16 protein-coding genes are annotated in these 18,354 nt (G+C 41.6%); 11 read left to right on the forward strand and 5 right to left on the reverse strand.

Annotation, left to right across the window (positions count from 1 at the left end; translation table 11 throughout):
- Nucleotide 1: 1 nt before the first annotated feature.
- A complete protein-coding gene (locus IMPJCBKJ_RS12360) occupies nt 2-1,051 on the forward strand; it encodes a general secretion pathway protein GspB (protein ID WP_166340592.1) in 1,050 nt (349 codons plus the stop codon).
- A 20-nt stretch (nt 1,052-1,071) separates the two neighbouring features.
- Here IMPJCBKJ_RS12360 and IMPJCBKJ_RS12365 read toward each other — a convergent pair whose 3' ends face one another.
- Nucleotides 1,072-2,280: an HD-GYP domain-containing protein gene (locus IMPJCBKJ_RS12365; RefSeq protein ID WP_054551117.1), complete on the reverse strand. Its 1,209-nt coding sequence runs from the start codon at nt 2,278-2,280 to the stop codon at nt 1,072-1,074.
- A 152-nt stretch (nt 2,281-2,432) separates the two neighbouring features.
- Nucleotides 2,433-6,236: a bifunctional proline dehydrogenase/L-glutamate gamma-semialdehyde dehydrogenase PutA gene (putA, locus tag IMPJCBKJ_RS12370; RefSeq protein ID WP_166340593.1), complete on the reverse strand. Its 3,804-nt coding sequence runs from the start codon at nt 6,234-6,236 to the stop codon at nt 2,433-2,435.
- Between the two features lie 166 nt (nt 6,237-6,402).
- Here putA and IMPJCBKJ_RS12375 point away from each other — a divergent pair, with 166 nt between their 5' ends.
- Nucleotides 6,403-6,885, forward strand: coding sequence for a winged helix-turn-helix transcriptional regulator (locus IMPJCBKJ_RS12375; protein WP_054551119.1), 483 nt, complete (start codon nt 6,403-6,405; stop codon nt 6,883-6,885).
- A 72-nt stretch (nt 6,886-6,957) separates the two neighbouring features.
- On the opposite strand, the gene IMPJCBKJ_RS12380 is transcribed toward IMPJCBKJ_RS12375, so the two are convergent.
- Entirely contained in the window at nt 6,958-7,485 is a 528-nt protein-coding gene (locus tag IMPJCBKJ_RS12380) for a TetR/AcrR family transcriptional regulator (protein ID WP_166340594.1), read from the reverse strand.
- Nucleotides 7,486-7,605: 120 nt separating this feature from the next.
- Between IMPJCBKJ_RS12380 and IMPJCBKJ_RS12385 the strand changes: the two genes are divergently transcribed.
- Nucleotides 7,606-7,806, forward strand: a complete 201-nt coding sequence (locus IMPJCBKJ_RS12385) for a hypothetical protein (RefSeq protein WP_054551121.1) — start codon at nt 7,606-7,608, stop codon at nt 7,804-7,806.
- Nucleotides 7,807-7,880: 74 nt separating this feature from the next.
- Here IMPJCBKJ_RS12385 and IMPJCBKJ_RS12390 read toward each other — a convergent pair whose 3' ends face one another.
- A complete protein-coding gene (locus IMPJCBKJ_RS12390) occupies nt 7,881-8,480 on the reverse strand; it encodes a TIGR04211 family SH3 domain-containing protein (protein ID WP_054551122.1) in 600 nt (199 codons plus the stop codon).
- A 213-nt stretch (nt 8,481-8,693) separates the two neighbouring features.
- On the opposite strand from IMPJCBKJ_RS12390, the gene IMPJCBKJ_RS12395 reads away from it, so the two are divergent.
- Nucleotides 8,694-10,214: a CYTH and CHAD domain-containing protein gene (locus tag IMPJCBKJ_RS12395; protein ID WP_166340595.1), complete on the forward strand. Its 1,521-nt coding sequence runs from the start codon at nt 8,694-8,696 to the stop codon at nt 10,212-10,214.
- A gap of 37 nt (nt 10,215-10,251) precedes the next feature.
- Nucleotides 10,252-10,863 carry an START domain-containing protein gene (locus tag IMPJCBKJ_RS12400; RefSeq protein WP_166340596.1) on the forward strand — a complete coding sequence of 204 codons (612 nt, stop codon included), beginning with the start codon at nt 10,252-10,254 and terminating at the stop codon, nt 10,861-10,863.
- A gap of 40 nt (nt 10,864-10,903) precedes the next feature.
- Here the strand turns inward: IMPJCBKJ_RS12400 and metK are convergent, their stop codons facing one another.
- Nucleotides 10,904-12,055 carry a methionine adenosyltransferase gene (gene metK, locus IMPJCBKJ_RS12405; protein WP_054551125.1) on the reverse strand — a complete coding sequence of 384 codons (1,152 nt, stop codon included), beginning with the start codon at nt 12,053-12,055 and terminating at the stop codon, nt 10,904-10,906.
- Nucleotides 12,056-12,321: 266 nt separating this feature from the next.
- Here metK and tkt point away from each other — a divergent pair, with 266 nt between their 5' ends.
- The 6 genes from tkt to IMPJCBKJ_RS12435 all read left to right on the forward strand — a co-directional run bounded on the left by tkt (nt 12,322) and on the right by IMPJCBKJ_RS12435 (nt 18,249).
- Nucleotides 12,322-14,313 (forward strand): transketolase, encoded by a 1,992-nt coding sequence (gene tkt / locus IMPJCBKJ_RS12410; RefSeq protein ID WP_166340597.1) that lies wholly within the window; start codon nt 12,322-12,324, stop codon nt 14,311-14,313.
- A 264-nt stretch (nt 14,314-14,577) separates the two neighbouring features.
- A complete protein-coding gene (locus tag IMPJCBKJ_RS12415) occupies nt 14,578-15,252 on the forward strand; it encodes a winged helix-turn-helix domain-containing protein (protein ID WP_240921030.1) in 675 nt (224 codons plus the stop codon).
- 173 nt (nt 15,253-15,425) lie between these two features.
- Nucleotides 15,426-15,752, forward strand: a complete 327-nt coding sequence (locus tag IMPJCBKJ_RS12420) for a hypothetical protein (protein ID WP_166340599.1) — start codon at nt 15,426-15,428, stop codon at nt 15,750-15,752.
- Nucleotides 15,753-15,841: 89 nt separating this feature from the next.
- Nucleotides 15,842-16,153 carry a pyrimidine/purine nucleoside phosphorylase gene (locus IMPJCBKJ_RS12425; RefSeq protein WP_054551131.1) on the forward strand — a complete coding sequence of 104 codons (312 nt, stop codon included), beginning with the start codon at nt 15,842-15,844 and terminating at the stop codon, nt 16,151-16,153.
- Between the two features lie 182 nt (nt 16,154-16,335).
- Complete coding sequence (gene raiA, locus IMPJCBKJ_RS12430) at nt 16,336-16,692, forward strand: ribosome-associated translation inhibitor RaiA (protein ID WP_054551132.1); 357 nt, start codon at nt 16,336-16,338, stop codon at nt 16,690-16,692.
- 324 nt (nt 16,693-17,016) lie between these two features.
- Nucleotides 17,017-18,249, forward strand: a complete 1,233-nt coding sequence (locus IMPJCBKJ_RS12435; protein WP_166340600.1) for a divalent metal cation transporter — start codon at nt 17,017-17,019, stop codon at nt 18,247-18,249.
- Nucleotides 18,250-18,354: the final 105 nt, after the last annotated feature.

The raw sequence follows: 18,354 nt of genomic DNA on the forward strand, positions 1-18,354 counted from the left end.
TATGTCCTTATTATTAGATGCAATTAAACAGTCTGATCAGCATGCACAAACTGCTGTAGATCATGACCAAGCCGCTCTTGCGCTCAAACAACAGCAAGAATTAACGCGCTATCGCCGTTTGGCCTTTTCATTTGGCCTATTACTGGCGGCGATATTAACCCTTATGGCAGGTTTTTCGATTGGTAAATGGTTACAGCAAACTAAAGTTGCTGAGCAGCCAAAGGTTGTTAATAACAGTAATGAAGCCGCAGAAAGCGTTGCGACTGAAGTTGAGGCAAACCCTGAAACACAACAACCAACGATGCAACAGCAAGTAGCACAAAGCCAAACCCCGCAAGTGACCAATAACTCAGGGCAATCAGCTGCCATGCCACAAGTGCAAGTGCAACAATCTGTACCGCAACAAATGATGCAGCAGACTCCGGTGCAAGGTCAGCAATATCAGTGGGTGCAAGTACCTGTCAATTCAGCCCCTGTGTATGCTAATCAAGGTTATCAAGTTCAGCCTCAGTACCAGCAGCAAGCAATGTATCAAAATCAGCCAGTGTATCAATCACAGCCACAGTTTTCGCAGCCAATGCAGCAAATCAATCCGCAGCAAATGAGCAGTAATGGCATTGATTTAAGTAAATATAAGGTGCTAGGCAAGCCGCTTGATGGTCAGCCAAGTCAACCGGCTTCTCAACCATCAACAAATGATGAATTAAGAGATGTGCCAGATACATTGAAAGATGCCTTTGCTAAAGCAGTTGAAGATGTTGATAACAAACATAGTGTTGATATTACCCGTAGCACTAAAAACACGTCTTATGCAGAGCCTATTGAGCTTTTGCCAGATGCATTACAAAGCCTTATTCCTACCATAAAATATCAAGCTCACATTTATGCTTCAGAAACATCGAAGCGCTGGATTAAGTTAAATGGTCGTGAGTTATATGAAGGCGATAACATCGGCGTGTTATCAGTAATTGAAATTACCCCAGAGCAGAGCTTATTAAGTTACGATGGCTATGAGTTTACCTTAAAAGCATTACAAGACTGGCCTGAATAGCCAGTCCTGAGCTTAAGGGATTAAGGTAAAATTGAGTTCTTAAAAAAGCGGATCAGGTCGATGTTGAACTCAGTCGGCCTGACGGCGGCTTCTAAACTGTCGTGACAGCGACTATTTGCTAAGTTTATATCCTGTATTTCGGTATAGCGTGCATGTTTAGCGTTATAGAACACTTTAACTTGAGGTTTTAAAGGGCTAGTAGGGTTACTGTGAGTGACCACACCTAATTTTTGGCTTTCAAGTTTCACTAAGGTGCCGACTGGGTGAACACCGATGCACTGAATAAACTTAGTGACTAGGTCTCCGTCAAAGCTATCGGGGCAGCCATCTTTGAGTATCTTAAATGCCTTAATTGGCTCCATACCAGCTTTATAGACCCGCTCTGCGGTTAATGCATCATAAACATCAACAATCGAAGCCATACGTACGTACAAGCTAATCTCTTCAGCACTTTTACCAAATGGGTAGCCACTGCCGTCTAAGCGTTCGTGATGGAAGCCTGCTATATCAACAGCAATTCCGCTCAAGCCTGCTTGTTCTAAAATTTCTTTACTAAAACGAGCATGGTCTTGAATAGTTTGGTATTCGGCATCGGTTAATTTGCCGGGTTTATTGAGTATTTCATCGGGAATATTTATTTTTCCAATATCGTGCAGTAAAGCACCGGTCGCAAGCTCCTCAATAATGGTTTTTTCGATACCTAAGTGTTTAGCAAAGATACTAATTAAAATCGAAACATTGATTGAATGTTCAAGTAGATAAGTATCTTTGTCACGCATACGGGTGATACAAGCAAGCGCATCTTGGTTACGAAAAACCGAGTCAATAAATCCAGTCGCGAGCTCTTGAAAAGGGGCAATATCAATTTTGTTGCCATTACGAATATCGTCAAAGGCTTTACTTTGTAATGATCTTGCTTCGTTATATAAGTTATTGGCTTTAGTCATTTCTGCCGACACACTGTGAGTGGTGTGCCAAGGATCGAAAGCGGCAGCGTCTCCTACTGGTTGCGGATTGTGTTGCTGCTCAACCACTTTATTGTCACTGTCTAAGGTCAGTGTTTTGTCTGGATCGATCGCAATTTCTAATATGCCAGCTTTGATCAGCTTGTCTATACTTCCCTGTGTTTTAACCCAACCTTGGTTTTTAATACGGATCTTGCCTGTTTGTTTTGTCACGCTCTGTACAAACATGCCCGGCTTAAGTTGATTGATAGGAAGTGTTTTCAAGACCTTTACTTCTAAACGACTACAATAATATAAAATTAGCAGAAAGTTCGTGCATCAGTAAATAATAATAGTAAAAAGGAGGGGTTTTTATGGCTGTAAACAAAAAGCCCTCGACTAGCGAGGGCTTTCTCATTTAGTTATTGCAATACAACTTACTCGTCGTCTTCAACCAAGGTCATTAGTGATGTGTTACCACCTGATGCGGTTGTATCAACGCTGATTGTTTTCTCAGTCAGTAAGCGCTTGATTAGCGTATCGTAGTACTCAGAGCTGATCACTGGCAGGATTGCACCTTTACGTTGTGCTAGCTGCTGGCTAAAGTAGCCTAAACGTGATGAACGAGCTGCAACAACCGCACCTGCAAGGTGAGGGTGCGCTAAGATAGCTTGTAACTGATTAGGTTTAGCAACTTGGAATACGCCTTCAGCGATACCTGTAGAGATAAACTTGTCTCTGAATGCAACCGCTTCGTCAAAGAATAACTCAGAAGCAACCGTGATTACCGTGTTACCTGCAGCAAGTGCTGTGATAATCGAAATTGCCCAGAAGTTAAATGACGTACTCTTATCTGCATAACAAACCACACAACCACGAGGCTCTAAGTGAAGTGTGTTTGACTCACCCGTTGGCCCAGGCAACACAGTGTGCTTACGCATGTGTTTTTCAAGACGGTTAAGTTGCGCACGAGCATCAGCTAGCGTTAATGCTAAGTCATCGGCAAGCTCGTCAATAATTTCTACAGTCGCTACTTTTGCAAGTAATTGACGTACAGCAGAAACTCGGTCGTTTAGTGGTGTCGCACGCCAGATCTTCTCATCGCGTAATGAGTTATCCATTAGCTTAGCAACTTGCTCAGCTGCACCTGAATAGTGGTGAGTATCTAACTCATCAGGTGTTAGGTTTGTCATTTGTACGTTATCTGGTGATGCTTTTTCTTTCACAAGGCGTTGTAGGTAGTTAGGGCCGCCCGCTTTAGGGCCAGTACCAGATAAACCACGGCCACCGAAAGGTTGTACGCCAACAATCGCACCGATCATATTACGGTTGATGTAAACGTTACCTGCACGTGACATTTTCGCTAGGTATTCACAGCGCTCTTCGATACGTGAATGCACACCCATCGTTAAGCCAAAGCCCGTGCCATTGATTTGGTCAATCACGTTATCAAGCTCTGTGCCTTTAAAGCGGATGATATGTACACAAGGACCAAATACTTCGCGCTTAAGTACAGATAAATCTTTGATTTCGTATAAACGAGGCGCAAAGAAGTAAGCACCATTTTCACTGTTATCAGGAATAGCACACTCATAGTGAAGTGTTGCATTACCTTTTAAGTATTCAACGTGGTCACTTAAGTTTTTAAGTGCTTTTTCGTCGATAACCGGGCCGATATCAGTTGAAAGTAATGAAGGATCGCCAACGTGAAGTTCTTTTAAAGCGCCTTTGATCATCTCAATGATGCCATCGGCAACGTCTTCTTGTAAGAATAATACACGTAGTGCAGAACAGCGTTGACCAGCACTTTGGAAACCTGAACTGATCACATCATCAACAACTTGCTCTGGTAGAGCAGTTGAATCAACGATCATACAGTTTTGACCACCCGTTTCAGCAATAAGCGGTACTTGAATATCATTACGCGCAGCCAATGTTTGCGAAATAACAGTACCGGTTTCTGTAGAACCTGTGAACATAACAGCTTGAATACGCTCATCAGGAACGATGGTTTTACCTACTTCGCTACCACGAGCAATAACAGGTTGTACAACGTGCTCAGGTAAACCAACAGATAGCATAAGTTCAATGGTACGAAGTGCAATTAAGCTTGTTTGCTCAGCAGGTTTAGCAATAACTGTGTTACCTGTCACGATTGCCGCAGCAACTTGACCTAGGAAGATTGCAAGTGGGAAGTTCCATGGGCTGATACATAAGATCACACCACGTGCTTCAAAACGCTCATCTTCAGAAAGTTCTTCAGCGCGTGCAGCGTAGTAGCGGCAGAAATCCACTGCTTCACGAACTTCATCGATACCATCTTGAGTTACTTTACCTGCTTCTTTGATACATAGTGCCACTAACTCATCGTGGTGACGCTCTAAGATATCAGCAACGCGGCGTAATAGGTTTGCGCGCTCTTTTACTGGCGTTTGTGACCATGACTCAAATGCTTTTTCTGCATTTTCTAAAAGTGCAGTCATTTCGTCTGAAGATTGTAGCTTCACATGACCAATGATTTCTTTGTGATTCGCAGGGTTCTTCACCGGAAGAGAGCCTTCTGGCACATCGCTTAATTCAATGCGGTGCTCAGCAAACCAGGTATCAAGGTTTTCTTTAAATGGTGTGATTACATTGATATCAGTTAAGTCCATGCCTTTTGAATTAGCACGTTCTTCACCGTATAAATCAATTGGCATCTTAATTTGCGTGTTGTACTTGTTACGTAAACCTTGCAGTGTTTCTACAGGGTCAGGTAACAGTGATTCAACAGGCTTAGTGGTATCAACAATCGCATTTACGAATGATGAGTTTGCACCGTTTTCTAATAAGCGACGTACTAAGTAGGCAAGTAAGTCTTCATGTTGACCTACAGGCGCGTAAACACGACATTGAATTTTTTCTTGGCTTACGATTTGGTCGAATAACGACTCACCCATACCGTGTAGGCGTTGGAATTCAAAACCTTCGTTATCACCTTTTGCAACTTCTAAGATTGTTGCTGCAGTGTAAGCGTTGTGTGTAGCAAATTGCGGGTACAATACATCACGTGCTTCAAGTAGTTTGATAGCACAGGCTTTGTAAGAAACGTCTGTGGTCGCTTTACGCGTGAATACAGGGTAGTGATCTAAACCATCTTGTTGAGTGGTTTTGATTTCTGTATCCCAGTATGCGCCTTTTACAAGACGAACCATTAGTTTACGACCAACGCGACGAGCTAGCTCTGCAACCCATTCAACCACAAAAATAGCGCGTTTTTGGTATGCTTGAACTGCTAAACCAAAGCCGTTCCAGTTACCTAAATCGTCATCACTGAATACTGCTTCAATAACATCTAAAGAGATATCTAAGCGGTCAGCTTCTTCAGCATCAACAGTAAAGCCGATATCGTAGCTTTTCGCTGCAAGTGCAAGTTCTTTTAACTTAGGTACGATTTCAGCAATAACACGTTCACGATGTGTGAACTCATAGCGTGGGTGAATCGCAGAAATTTTAACTGAGATACCAGGGCTCTTGATTGGACCACGGCCATTTGCTGCTTTACCAATTGCGTGGATAGCTGTCATGTAGCTGTTGAAGTAACGCTCTGCATCTTTCATTGTGCGTGCGCCTTCACCTAGCATATCGTATGAGTATACGTAGCCTTTTTGCTCTTTATCGGCTGCACGTTCAATCGCTTCGTTGATAGTACGACCCATAACGAATTGCTTACCCATGATCTTCATCGCGAAGTTCACAGATTTACGAATAACAGGTTCACCTAAACGACCAATTGTTTTTTTAAGAACACCGAATTGCTGCTCTTTTGATTTGTCGCTGTAGTTAACCATTTTACCGGTTACTAACAGACCCCAAGAAGAGGCGTTTACAAATAAAGAATCGCTGCTACCTAAATGCGAGCTCCAGTCACCTTTAGCAAGTTTGTCACGAATTAGTGACTCTTGCGTTGCTTTATCTGGAACACGTAATAGTGCTTCTGCAAGACACATTAATACAACGCCTTCTTCACTCGAAAGTGAGAATTCATTTAGTAATGCATCTACACCGCTTTGACCATCCTGATCGCGACGGATATTTAAAACCATTTGACGAGCACGTTCCCACGCTCGGCTACGCGCTTTCACGCCTACTTCAGCCAAAGGCAAAATATGATCAATAACCGCATTTTCGTCAATACGGTAGAAATCACGGATCTTTTGTCTAATTGGACATTCAGTTGTCAAATCGCCATTAAATAGCATATGTAACCCTCTGGTATGTGGAGTCTAGAAATGAACTTATTGCATTTCTTACCATTGATATAATTCGTGCATTCTAATTAAAATCCAGCAGAATATGCTGGTTAAATTTTTCGATTTACGATAATTTACAGGGCATACCGTTAACTTAGCCGCATAAAATTCTGTTATGACCAGTCCGAATAGATTACGCATGTTAGATCGCATCGATTTAGCAATTTTAGACGCTCTGCAAAAAAATGGCAGAATATCGAACGTAAACCTCGCAAAACAGGTAAATCTGAGCCCAAGCCCGTGTCTAGATCGTGTAAAACGTTTAGAGCAAGAAGGCTACATCGAAGGCTATTACGCAAAGCTTAGCGAAGCTAAACTTAACCAGAGCTTGTTAGCACATGTACAGGTCTCGTTGGTGACCTCGAATACATCAGTTTTTAAAGTGTTTCGCGAATATATATTGAATATTCCGCAAGTGGTTGAATGCGACATGGTCGCTGGTGGCTATGACTACCTATTAAAAGTACGGGTCTCAGATATGGATGAATATCGCCAAGTACTGGGTGATTTAGTTGATATTCCCGGAGTGGGTACGCATCACACCTATATGGTGATCGAAAAAATAAAACAGGACACAGGCCTTAGATTCGATATTTAACGTAAGGAAACCGAGTGGTTTCCTATCTTTCTGTCGCACTGAACGAACGGCGCTACAGTTTATACAACTAACCTAATTGATATTAATTTTTGATAGTTTTGCTTTGAGTGTTGCCAGCATCGAATCGACAGAACTGTCTTCCTGATTAAGCCCTTCCATGAGCGTCATAAAGTAAATATCAATAATGATATCTGCATCTAAAGGGGTTGCTTCATTGTCATTGATCAGGCGCTTTTTGAATGCTTTAAGCTGCGGTTCAAGCTCGTTCTGTTGCCACATAATTTCTTTAAATAACTCTCGGCTAAACTCCTTTTTTGCAAGGTAAAACTCATAAAGAAAACAAGCGTAATGGTACATTCTATCTGTCGCTGTAGTACTCGAATCTGAATGTTTAGCGCGGCTTAGAATGTCTTCTAGTTCACTCTCAAAACTGTATTTAAGAATCTCAACTTTAGTCGCAAAGTGACTAAATACTGTGCCATTGGCGACATTAGCTGCTCTTGCAATATCTCGTGTGCTGGTCTGGTGGTAGCCGAGCTCTGAAAAAAGCTGCCATGAGGCTGTAAGTATCTGTTGTTTTGTTTGCTCTTTTTTGGTCACTGAACACTCCAATTTTTATGCTATTTAACCAGAAATTAAAAAAAACTCAATCAAAGGTGTTGTAAATTGAGCGCGCTCAATATTAAAATGAGCGCGCTCAATTAAATGGATGGTTGCACTATGAATAAATTAAAACGCTTAATTGGTTATGTATTATTCGTACCTGGTATTTGCTTTTATAGCTTTATCTTAGGCCCTCTGCTTATTGCAGTGCTATTGCCTGGAGGCTTGATATTGTTATTGCTTATCTTAGGTTACAAAGAGGGGTTTTTAGTGTTAAAGCAAGAAGTGTTTAATACTCTTAGACAAAAATGCTCTTGAGTAAAAAGTGGATAAGTTTAAAAAATAACCCCTGCAAAATGCAGGGGTTATTTTTGTCAAAATGGGGAGGAGGTTTATGCCCAGCCGTCGTAACGTTTACGACGAGATAACACCACGGTTAGGATAATACCAAGTAGTAAGCCGATGAACGCAATTGCGCCGCCATAAGTTAATAACTGACGTTTCTCTTTGGCACTGGCTGTTTGCTTAGCATTACGCTCAGACTCAATAGTACTTTTAAGTGCTTCAATTTGCTTGCTAAGCGCTAGGTTTTGCTCTGTTAGTGATTTGTTCTGCTCTTGTAGTTGTGGTAGTTCAATTTCAGCTTGGCGAAGCTGTTCTTGCATTACCGTCATGTCGTTATTCAGCGCTTGAAACTGTTGTTGAATACCTGCGTTTTCAGTAACAAATTTTGACTCTACCCAACCTTCACGATCTTTATCATCACGAATTTTAAAGTAGCCATTATCTTCACCCGACAATAACACTATTTGTGTGCCTGCATCGACTGAACCTAAAATGCGGTAGTTTTTGCTTGGACCTGAGTGCATAAAGGTGTACAGGTTATCGACTATGTAGGCGGTGTTTTGGCTGTCGCTGCTTGGTGCTTCTTCTGCGTAGCTAATAAAAGAGGTGGCCGCAAGGAGCAACCCAAAAATACACTGTTTTAACATCAATCTACCTTGTTAATGTGATCTTGCCTAGAAGTGGCTAAATTTATAATTTCTTTATGTATAGAGATAGTAGGGATTTCAACTATTAATAGCAAGGCTGATATTGTAATCCGTGCGTGGGCTTAACCGCAAAAAACAGGAAAAAATTTGCATTAACAGTCTGCTTTGTTTATTTTGATCACTTATTTATTTTAAATGTACTCCGCAAAGCGAATGGATACTGAGATAGAACTGAAGTTTTTGGTGTCAGATGCCGTTGTTCCACTGATCCCCGCATTAATTACCCAATTTGCAAAAACCGTTACCAATAAACCGTCACGCAACTTACAAAATGCTTATTACGATACGCCAAGCCGAGAATTACGAGCTTTAGATATTGGCCTTCGTACTCGCTGTTGTGATGGTGAGAGTGAGCAAACCATCAAGCTTGCTGGCGAAGTGGTGGGTGGCTTACATCAGCGCCCTGAATACAATTTGCCACTGTCAGGTAATCGCCCTGATTTACTTGCATTTGATGCTGCTATTTGGCCGCATGGTATGCAAGTGCCTGCCATCGCAGAAAACCTATACCCAATTTTTAGCACTAACTTTATACGCCGTACTTGGTTACTCGAAACCGAAAATGGCGCAAAAATTGAAGTGGTATTAGATAAAGGTGAAGTGGCGGCATCGAGCCAAGTTGAGCCAATCTCTGAACTTGAAATCGAACTGATTGAAGGTAGTCGCAATGAGTTGTTTGCTTTGGCAGATAAACTGGTAAGTGAAAGCCATGTTCGCTTAGGGCTTTATTCTAAAGCTGCTCGAGGTTATCGTCTTGCAGATGACAAACCATTAAAAGCAAGTAAATCAATTGGTTTTGTACCACTAAAACGTGGTGCAACCCAAGAACAAGCCTTAGTAGAAAGTATTAACTACGCGATTCGCTTTGTACAAAAACATGAAGCCTGCTACTTCATAAAACCAAGCTTAAAAACCCTTAAGCGTGTCACCGACGGTATTCGTTTAATTCGCCATACATTTTGGCTGTTTGACGATATTGTTAGTAAAGACGATACCGACTCATTACGTACAGAATTAAAGTGGTTATTAAGCGAATTAGCATGGGTTGAAAATGCTATTCAGCTAAAAACCTACACATCTAAGCGCCACGCGTACTACAAAAAAATCAACAGTGCGCCTGAGCTCACTCAAGTTATTAATGACTTAAAAGAGTTGCAGCCAAGTATTGAAGATATCGAAAAACTTTTCCATAGCACCCGATACAACCGCTTATTATTACAATTAACAACCTGGTTGATTGAAAAACAATGGCGTAAGTCATGGGGGCAAACTGAGTTTCAAGCTGCTGAAAAACCTGTTGCCGATATTGCTAAGCGTTTATTTGCTAAAGATTGGCACGATATGCACGAACTTATTCCTGAGCAGCAAGTGTTTACAGATAAAGACTATTTGGCACTGCGCACCCGCCTTGAAAACTCATTACTCAGCGGCAACTGCTTAGGCGCTTTGTTCGATAAAGAAGATCGAAACGAGTTTCGTATGCCGTGGGTTGATATCTCTCATGGTATTTATGAGTTAAGCACCCTTGAGTACTTAAAGCAGTTATGTGCAGGGCAAGACGACTTAGAGCTAACAAAAATTCAATCATGGCTTGATCAAAAGTCAGAGTTTTTGGTCAGTGCAATGGAGCAAAGTCGCCACGCGTCATTTAATACAGACCCTTATTGGTTTTAAATAAATGCGCTTGTGCCTATGGGTAGGGTTAGCATGTTTGAGTCTCTCGGCAGTGGCTAACCCTATTGAATGGCAAACCTACAAACAGCAAGACGATATAAAGGTTAGCTATAAAAAGCACGAAACTGGCATTATAGAAATTAATGCTTCTGTGCTGGTAAAAAATGCTAAGGCCAGTGACTTTATGGCGCTGTTAAGTGATACCGACAACGCGCCCAATTGGCTCGAAAATGTTAAAAGCGTGACTTTAATGGAGCGCTTAAGCCCCTCTGAAACCCTTGTTTATACTCATTTTAATTCACCTTGGCCGGTGTCAGACCGTGACTTGGTGAGTTATTCTTGTTATCACGCTTTAGATGAGCACAAAACCGAGTTACAAATCAAAAGTCAGCCTTATGCAAAAGCCGAAGTTGCAGGACTTGTACGCATCAAAGATCTCACCGCTTATTGGCGCTTAGAACAGCAACAAAGTAACTTGTTAGTAAGCCATCAAGCCTATGCTGATCCAAGCGGTTCGATTCCGCATTGGTTAAGTAACAAGGTGTCGTTAAAAAGTGTTTATAAAACTCTGCAAGCACTGAGAGAGCAATTAACCAATAATCAGTTCTCGCGAGATAACTTAATAAGTCAGTTAGGTTCGTGTTCATAAAAAAAGCGCCAAAAGGCGCTTTTTCATTTTATCTAACCTATTACAGGCCAGCAGCTGCGCGAAGTGCGTCTGCTTTGTCTGTACGCTCCCAAGGGAACTCATCACGACCGAAGTGACCATAAGCCGCAGTCGGTTGATAGATAGGACGCTCAAGATCAAGCATTTGGATTAAGCCGTAAGGGCGTAGGTCGAAGTGCTCACGTACTAATTCGATTAGACGCGCTTCTTCTAATTTACCTGTACCAAATGTCTCGATGCTGATAGATGTTGGCTCTGCAACACCGATAGCGTAAGAAACTTGTAGCTCACATTTGTCAGCAAGGCCTGCAGCAACCACGTTTTTAGCAACGTAACGAGCAGCATATGCAGCTGAACGGTCAACTTTTGATGGATCTTTACCTGAGAAAGCACCACCACCGTGACGAGCCATACCACCGTATGTATCAACGATGATTTTACGACCTGTAAGACCACAGTCACCCATTGGGCCACCGATAACGAAACGGCCAGTTGGGTTGATGAAGAACTTAGTTGCGCTTGAGATTAGCTCAGCAGGAAGAACCGGCTTAATGATTGTTTCCATTACCGCTTCAACTAAGTCGTTTTGTGAGATTGAATCACAGTGTTGAGTTGAAAGAACAACTGCATCAATACCAACAGGCTTGCCATTTTCGTATGCAAACGTTACTTGAGATTTTGCATCTGGGCGTAACCAGTTAAGCTCACCGCTTTTACGAACTTCAGCTTGGCGCTGAACTAGACGGTGCGAATAAGTGATTGGTGCAGGCATTAAAACGTCAGTTTCATTACATGCGTAACCGAACATTAGACCTTGGTCACCAGCGCCTTGCTCTTCAGGGCGAGCACGGTCAACACCTTGGTTGATGTCTGGAGATTGTTTACCGATAGTGTTTAGGATTGCACAAGAGTCAGCATCGAAACCCATGTCTGAGTGCGTGTAACCGATTTCACGTACTGTTTTACGTGTGATTTCTTCGATATCAACCCAAGCGCTAGTTGTGATTTCACCACCAACCATCACCATGCCAGTTTTAACGTAAGTCTCACATGCAACACGGGCATGAGAATCTTGCTCTAAGATAGCATCTAGAACCGCGTCAGAGATTTGGTCCGCGATTTTATCCGGATGACCTTCAGAAACAGATTCAGAAGTAAATAAATGTTTTGCCATTGTATTTCTGCTCACAAATATTGCGCTTCACAAACGTCGGTAATAGCGCTAAAAAATTAAGGGGCGTATTTTATCTAAAACAAATATGTTTGCATAGTAATTTTACGCCTAGACGTCCATTTAAAATTAGTAATAACGTATTGTTCTTAACAAACGCCCATAAATGGTGCATTTAATGCGGATTTTTAATTGCACTGTACCCTTACAATAAGTAAGAATGGGGCTTCATAAACAACCAGCGCAAATACATAAAGGTAGGAGAATTCATGCCATCACGCAAAGAACTTGCAAATGCTATTCGCGTCTTATCAATGGACGCAGTACAACAGGCCAAATCTGGTCACCCTGGCGCCCCTATGGGCATGGCAGATATCGCAGAAGTACTATGGCGCGATTATCTAAAGCACAATCCAACGAATCCAGAGTGGGCAGACCGAGATCGATTTATTCTTTCGAATGGCCACGGTTCAATGCTGATCTATTCTCTACTGCACTTAAGTGGCTATGACTTACCACTAGAGGAAATTAAAAACTTCCGTCAAATGCACTCAAAAACACCGGGTCACCCAGAGTATGGATATGCACCAGGTATTGAGACTACTACGGGTCCATTAGGTCAAGGGATCACAAATGCAGTGGGCATGGCAATTGCCGAAAAAGCGCTAGCTGCACAGTTTAACCGTGAAGGCCACGATATTGTTGATCACTTCACGTATGCATTCATGGGTGATGGCTGCTTAATGGAAGGTATTTCACACGAAGCCTGTTCATTAGCCGGTACATTAGGCCTAGGTAAACTAGTTGCGTTTTGGGATGACAACGGCATCTCAATTGATGGTGAAGTAGAAGGTTGGTTCAGCGATGACACACCAGCGCGCTTCAAAGCATACGGCTGGCACGTAGTTAGCGATGTTGATGGTCATAACCCTGATGCAATTCGCGCCGCTATCGAAGAAGCGCGTAGCATTACTGATAAGCCATCATTAATCTGTTGTAAAACAGTGATTGGTTATGGTTCACCTAATAAATCAGGTAGCCATGATTGTCACGGTGCACCACTAGGTGAAGACGAAATTAAAGCATCTCGTGAGTTCCTTGGTTGGACTGGCGATGCATTCGAAATCCCAGCTGATATCTATAGCGAGTGGGATGGCAAAGAAAAAGGTAAGCAACTAGAAGCAAGCTGGGACGAAAAATTTGCAGCTTATGAAAGTGCATACCCTGAACTTGCTGCTGAGTTTAAGCGCCGTACAAACGGTGAGCTACCGGCAGATTGGGCTGAAAAGTCACAAGCTTACATCGAAGAGCTACAAGCAAATCCTGCAAACCCTGCAACACGTAAAGCATCACAAAATGCATTAAACGCGTTTGGTCCGTTACTACCAGAATTCATGGGTGGCTCTGCTGACCTTGCTGGTTCTAACTTAACACTTTGGGATGGCTCAAAAGGCCTAGAAGCTAACGATGCTAGCGGTAACTACATTTTCTACGGTGTACGTGAATTTGGTATGTCAGCGATTATGAATGGTATTGCACTACATAAAGGCTTTATTCCTTACGGTGCTACATTCTTAATGTTCATGGAATACGCACGTAACGCAGTACGTATGGCGGCATTAATGAAGCAGCCAAGCATCTTCGTATACACGCACGATTCAATTGGTTTAGGTGAAGATGGTCCGACGCACCAACCAGTAGAGCAAATCGCAAGCATGCGATTAACGCCTAACTTAGTTAACTGGCGCCCATGTGACCAAGTTGAGTCTGCGATTGCATGGCAACAAGCTATTGAGCGTAAAGACGGCCCAACATCACTGATTTTCACTCGCCAAGGCCTTGAGCAACAAACGCGTACTGCACAGCAGTTAGCCGATGTGAAAAAAGGTGGTTACGTACTTAGCTGTGACGGTGAACCAGAGCTTATCCTTATTGCAACAGGTTCTGAAGTACAGCTTGCACAAGATGCCGCTGCAGAACTTCGTTCACAAGGTAAAAAAGTACGTGTGGTATCTATGCCTTCAACTGATTTATTTGATGAGCAAGACGCTGCGTATAAAGAAAGCGTACTACCAGCAAGCGTTACACGCCGCGTAGCAATCGAAGCGGGCATCGCAGACTACTGGTACAAATACGTAGGTCTAAATGGTGCAGTAGTCGGCATGACGACATTCGGTGAGTCAGCACCTGCAGGCGAGCTATTCAAGCACTTTGGTTTCACTGTTGAAAACATCGTAAACAAAGCAAACGCCTTGTTCTAAGCTTAAGCCGCTAAAATTTTAAAGCCCGCCCTGTATAGCACAGCGCGGGCTTTTTTGTGTTTGACTGGTAGGTTGGGTAGAACGGAGTGAAACCCAACACATTTGCTAGCACATAAACCTTACTCCTCGTGGCGTGCTCAAGTACGATCTTCAATTATCACATCATGCAAATTGTTAAGCTTTCCCTATGTATTATAAGGGATTGGTTAATAGTGGCTTTCTGCTATATTATCGTCCAGTCAAAGTAATATTTAAGGAATGAAAATGAAATGGTTGTATATGCTGGCTTTACTGTTAGCTAGTTTTAATAGCTTTGCTTTATGTTTTGATATGTCGTTTTTTCGAGTGGGTGTTTGTGGAGACGATCTTGAAAGTATTAGTATCGATTTACCATTTATTTTATGGGTGCTTGCGGTTGTTTTATTTGGGCAGTTATTAGTAAAAAGCAAGGTTAATGCTTACTTAATATCTTTACTTTTTATTCTCTCTCTACCACTTAGCCCAATTGTTCTTTTAGTGACTTACAGCTTTAAGTTAATTAGTAGAAATTATAAAAAAGTATTGAGAAAAAGTGAGCAAGAAGATACTCAAGAAGTAGAGGAAAAAAGCTTTTCTCTTTCAGACCAAAGCACTTTGATGATCGGTGAATATACATTTAATTACGAAGAAAAAAGCATTTCAAAAGATGAGCAAGTAACTTATTTAGAACCAAAAATGATGCAAGTACTTAGCTATTTAATAGAGCAACAACCTAGAGTCGTCAGCTTAGAAGAGCTACACAGCAATGTTTGGCAAAATCAAATAGTCACCGACACTGCTATTCGCCGAGTAATTAGTAAGTTGCGAAATGCCTTTTCAGATACTGATACAAAAAACCCTAAATATATAAAGTCCCAGATGAAAAGAGGGTATCAATTCATAGCTGAAGTTTTTAGCTAACTTATTGATTTATTAGTGTTATTGTTGGTGTGATTATAGTTATAACTTTGGTTATAAGTAAGTGATGATTAAGTAATGGCTAAATTATGGTGTAATTTTCAGAGTCATTTAAATTGAAATGACAGAGGCAGTTGCTTGCTTCTTTTTACTTTTAATTTAATAAGGAAATGACCATGAAATACATCGTTACAGCCATCGCTTTAATATCTATGGCAGCACTTACTTTTTACGCACTAAATACAAGTCAGTGTATATCTTTCGATCTTTTATTAGTCGAAGTTGCTTTCGGAAGCTGCGAATTGAAGGCTGAAAATACGAGCTTGTTATCGTATCTTATTCTCGCTGGCTGGCTAATTTGTAATTTCTTATATGGTAAGTTTTACATTAATGGAACATCTCCAAGAGTATTAACTCCATTGTTGTTTATTGTTGGTCTACCTGGAACTTTCTTTGTTTTCTTACTTGTTCAGTTTATTAAAGATAATAAAAAGCCAGCTTAAATATAAGTATTAATTGAATTATCTTCAGTTGCTGCACGCTTAAAATTCGGGCAGGGTGGATTAGATTTAACAAAACAACAGGAGTGAGGATGTCTCAGTTTGATAATGTAAGTGTGCTGAAAAAAGCCAATGTGTATTTTGACGGTAAAGTGTCTAGCCGTACTGTGGTATTTGCTGATGGCAGCACGAAGACGTTAGGCTTTATGCAACCGGGTGAGTTTGAGTTTGCTACGAGTAAAAAAGAGTTGATGGAGCTTAACGGTGGCAGTTGGCAAGTGCTATTACCCGGTGAGAGCGAATGGCAAACGATGCAAGCTGGAGAGTCTTTTACCGTTGATGCAAATGTTACCTTTCTAGTAAAGGTCAGCGAATTTGCTGATTATTGTTGTTCGTACAGTTAATGAGCAGTTGTTAACCTCTCTGAAAAGCCCGTGTGATGCGGGCTTTTGCATATTTTATCCGCAACGCATGATCTAAATCATCTGTGGTTACAATCAATTACTAATTATCTGCAATTTTCGCTTGTGTTAATTCAATTCGCCCCCAATACTAATTGTGAGGTAACAAGAAAAAAGGATACCCTATGAAGATTAATATTTCTGGTCATCATGTTGACGTTACTGAGGCTGTTAGAGCTCATATCAACGAGAAGTTCTCGAAAATTGCTAGCCATTTTCCATCATTAATATCACTCGATATTATTCTTTCAAAAGAACACAATAAGTATCAGGCTGAGATTAGTACAACCTATGAAGGCGCACGTTTATCAGTAAAAGCTGAAGATGATGTGATGTACCCAGCTATCGCAGGTGCTGCAAAAAAACTCGATGCATCACTGAAACATCGTAAAGGGCAAATGAAAGCCAAGCTACACGAAAAGCCGGTCAGTACAACTCCGGAAATTGCCCACGAAATCATTCAGGAAATGAACCTGAGCTAATTACAGAGCACTAGCCTAAGCGGCTAGACTTAAAACTAAATCTGAAAAAGCCAACCGTTGCGAAACGCTTGGCTTTTTTGGTTTTAATATTTAACTATCAGCTATCAGTCGTTAGAAGTCAGATTTTAAAAACAACGGCTTGACACAAGTGGTTGGCAGTCTAGTGTTGCTAACTTGCTAACTTGCTAACTTGCTAACTTGCTAACTTGCTAACTTGCTAACTTGCTAACTTGCTAACTTGCTAACTTGCTAACTTGCTCTGCTTCCAATCTCACCTAAAACGCTGTAAGTTGCTTGTAATTAAGAATAAAACACACACAACTTATGCAATCAGCAGTATCAAATTGGCAGTCTAAATTAAATGCTTTAGGGCCGGGGATTTTAATGGCTACAGCCGCCATTGGTGGCTCACATCTAGTAGCATCAACACAAGCCGGGTCGTTATTCGGCTGGCAGCTATTTTGGCTAATCATTGTAGTTAACGTATTGAAGTACCCATTCTTTCGATTTGGCATGGAGTACACCCTTGCGACCAAACAAAGTTTAGTTGAGGGCTACAAGCAAAAAGGACCTGGGTATTTCTATAGCTTTATTGCGCTTAATATAGTCGCCGCCGTAGTAAATACTGCGGGAGTTTTATTATTAACGGCCAGCCTACTGCACTATGCATTACCTGTCACAGTTTCTGTAACCTTATTATGCTGGCTGATTTTGGCTGTGTGTTTGCTCATTTTATTATTAGGGCACTTTAAGGCGCTCGATAACGTTTCAAAGCTCATTATGGGGCTGCTAACAGTTACCACTTTAGCTGCGCTTGTTGTTGCTATTAATAATGGCCCAATGGCACCGGTTGACTATGTGGGCCCGTCGCCGTATGAACTTGCAATGCTCGGCTTTATGGTCGCTCTCATGGGCTGGATGCCTGCGCCTATCGAAATATCAGCAATTAGCTCACTGTGGCTAAAAGAAAAGCAGCACCAACAACCAGTGACAAAACAACAAGGCTTGTTTGATTTTAATTTGGGCTACTGGCTTACCGCAGCACTTGCGTTAGTGTTTTTCTCATTAGGCGTATTAGTGCAATATGGCCAAGCACAAGCAGTGCAATTAGGTGGAGTCGCCTTTGCAAAGCAATTAATTGATATGTATGCCCTTACCATGGGCGAGTGGGCAAGGCCGCTGGTTTCAGGTATTGCTTTTTTATGTATGTTTGGCACCACGCTAACAGTGCTTGATGGCTACGCCAGAACATTAAATGAGTCACATAAACTGCTACCGATTAAACAATCTAAACACAGTTTAAATATGTGGTTATTACTGCAAGCATTTTCAGGCATGGCAGTGATTTTATTCTTTAAATCAGCCCTTGGCCCAATGCTTACTTTTGCCATGACCCTCGCTTTTGTAACCACTCCTGTATTTGCATGGCTGAACTTTAGTTTAGTGCGCTCAGAACCCAGCATTCATCACTCACCTTTATTACGCACCCTAAGCTGGCTAGGTTTGCTTTATTTAGTGGGCTTTGCGCTAGTGTTTTTGGTTTGGAAGGGAATGTAGATTACTTGGCATTTAACTATGCGTAAGGAATATTGTGGTTTAAGGCTACAAAACTATAAAGTTCAAGGTTTGACTACTCAATAATAAAATAGCTTGAGAATTAGG

The organism is Pseudoalteromonas sp. MB47, from assembly GCF_011319765.1.
GTDB lineage: Bacteria > Pseudomonadota > Gammaproteobacteria > Enterobacterales > Alteromonadaceae > Pseudoalteromonas > Pseudoalteromonas simplex.

Coding starts and splice junctions, on each gene's coding strand:
- IMPJCBKJ_RS12360 (WP_166340592.1), top strand. CDS start 2: ATGTCCTTATTATTAGATGCAATTAAACAGTCTGATCAGCATGCACAA.
- putA (WP_166340593.1), bottom strand. CDS start 6,236: ATGCTATTTAATGGCGATTTGACAACTGAATGTCCAATTAGACAAAAG.
- IMPJCBKJ_RS12375 (WP_054551119.1), top strand. CDS start 6,403: ATGACCAGTCCGAATAGATTACGCATGTTAGATCGCATCGATTTAGCA.
- IMPJCBKJ_RS12385 (WP_054551121.1), top strand. CDS start 7,606: ATGAATAAATTAAAACGCTTAATTGGTTATGTATTATTCGTACCTGGT.
- IMPJCBKJ_RS12390 (WP_054551122.1), bottom strand. CDS start 8,480: ATGTTAAAACAGTGTATTTTTGGGTTGCTCCTTGCGGCCACCTCTTTT.
- IMPJCBKJ_RS12395 (WP_166340595.1), top strand. CDS start 8,694: ATGGATACTGAGATAGAACTGAAGTTTTTGGTGTCAGATGCCGTTGTT.
- metK (WP_054551125.1), bottom strand. CDS start 12,055: ATGGCAAAACATTTATTTACTTCTGAATCTGTTTCTGAAGGTCATCCG.
- tkt (WP_166340597.1), top strand. CDS start 12,322: ATGCCATCACGCAAAGAACTTGCAAATGCTATTCGCGTCTTATCAATG.
- IMPJCBKJ_RS12415 (WP_240921030.1), top strand. CDS start 14,578: ATGAAATGGTTGTATATGCTGGCTTTACTGTTAGCTAGTTTTAATAGC.
- IMPJCBKJ_RS12420 (WP_166340599.1), top strand. CDS start 15,426: ATGAAATACATCGTTACAGCCATCGCTTTAATATCTATGGCAGCACTT.
- IMPJCBKJ_RS12425 (WP_054551131.1), top strand. CDS start 15,842: ATGTCTCAGTTTGATAATGTAAGTGTGCTGAAAAAAGCCAATGTGTAT.
- raiA (WP_054551132.1), top strand. CDS start 16,336: ATGAAGATTAATATTTCTGGTCATCATGTTGACGTTACTGAGGCTGTT.
- IMPJCBKJ_RS12435 (WP_166340600.1), top strand. CDS start 17,017: ATGCAATCAGCAGTATCAAATTGGCAGTCTAAATTAAATGCTTTAGGG.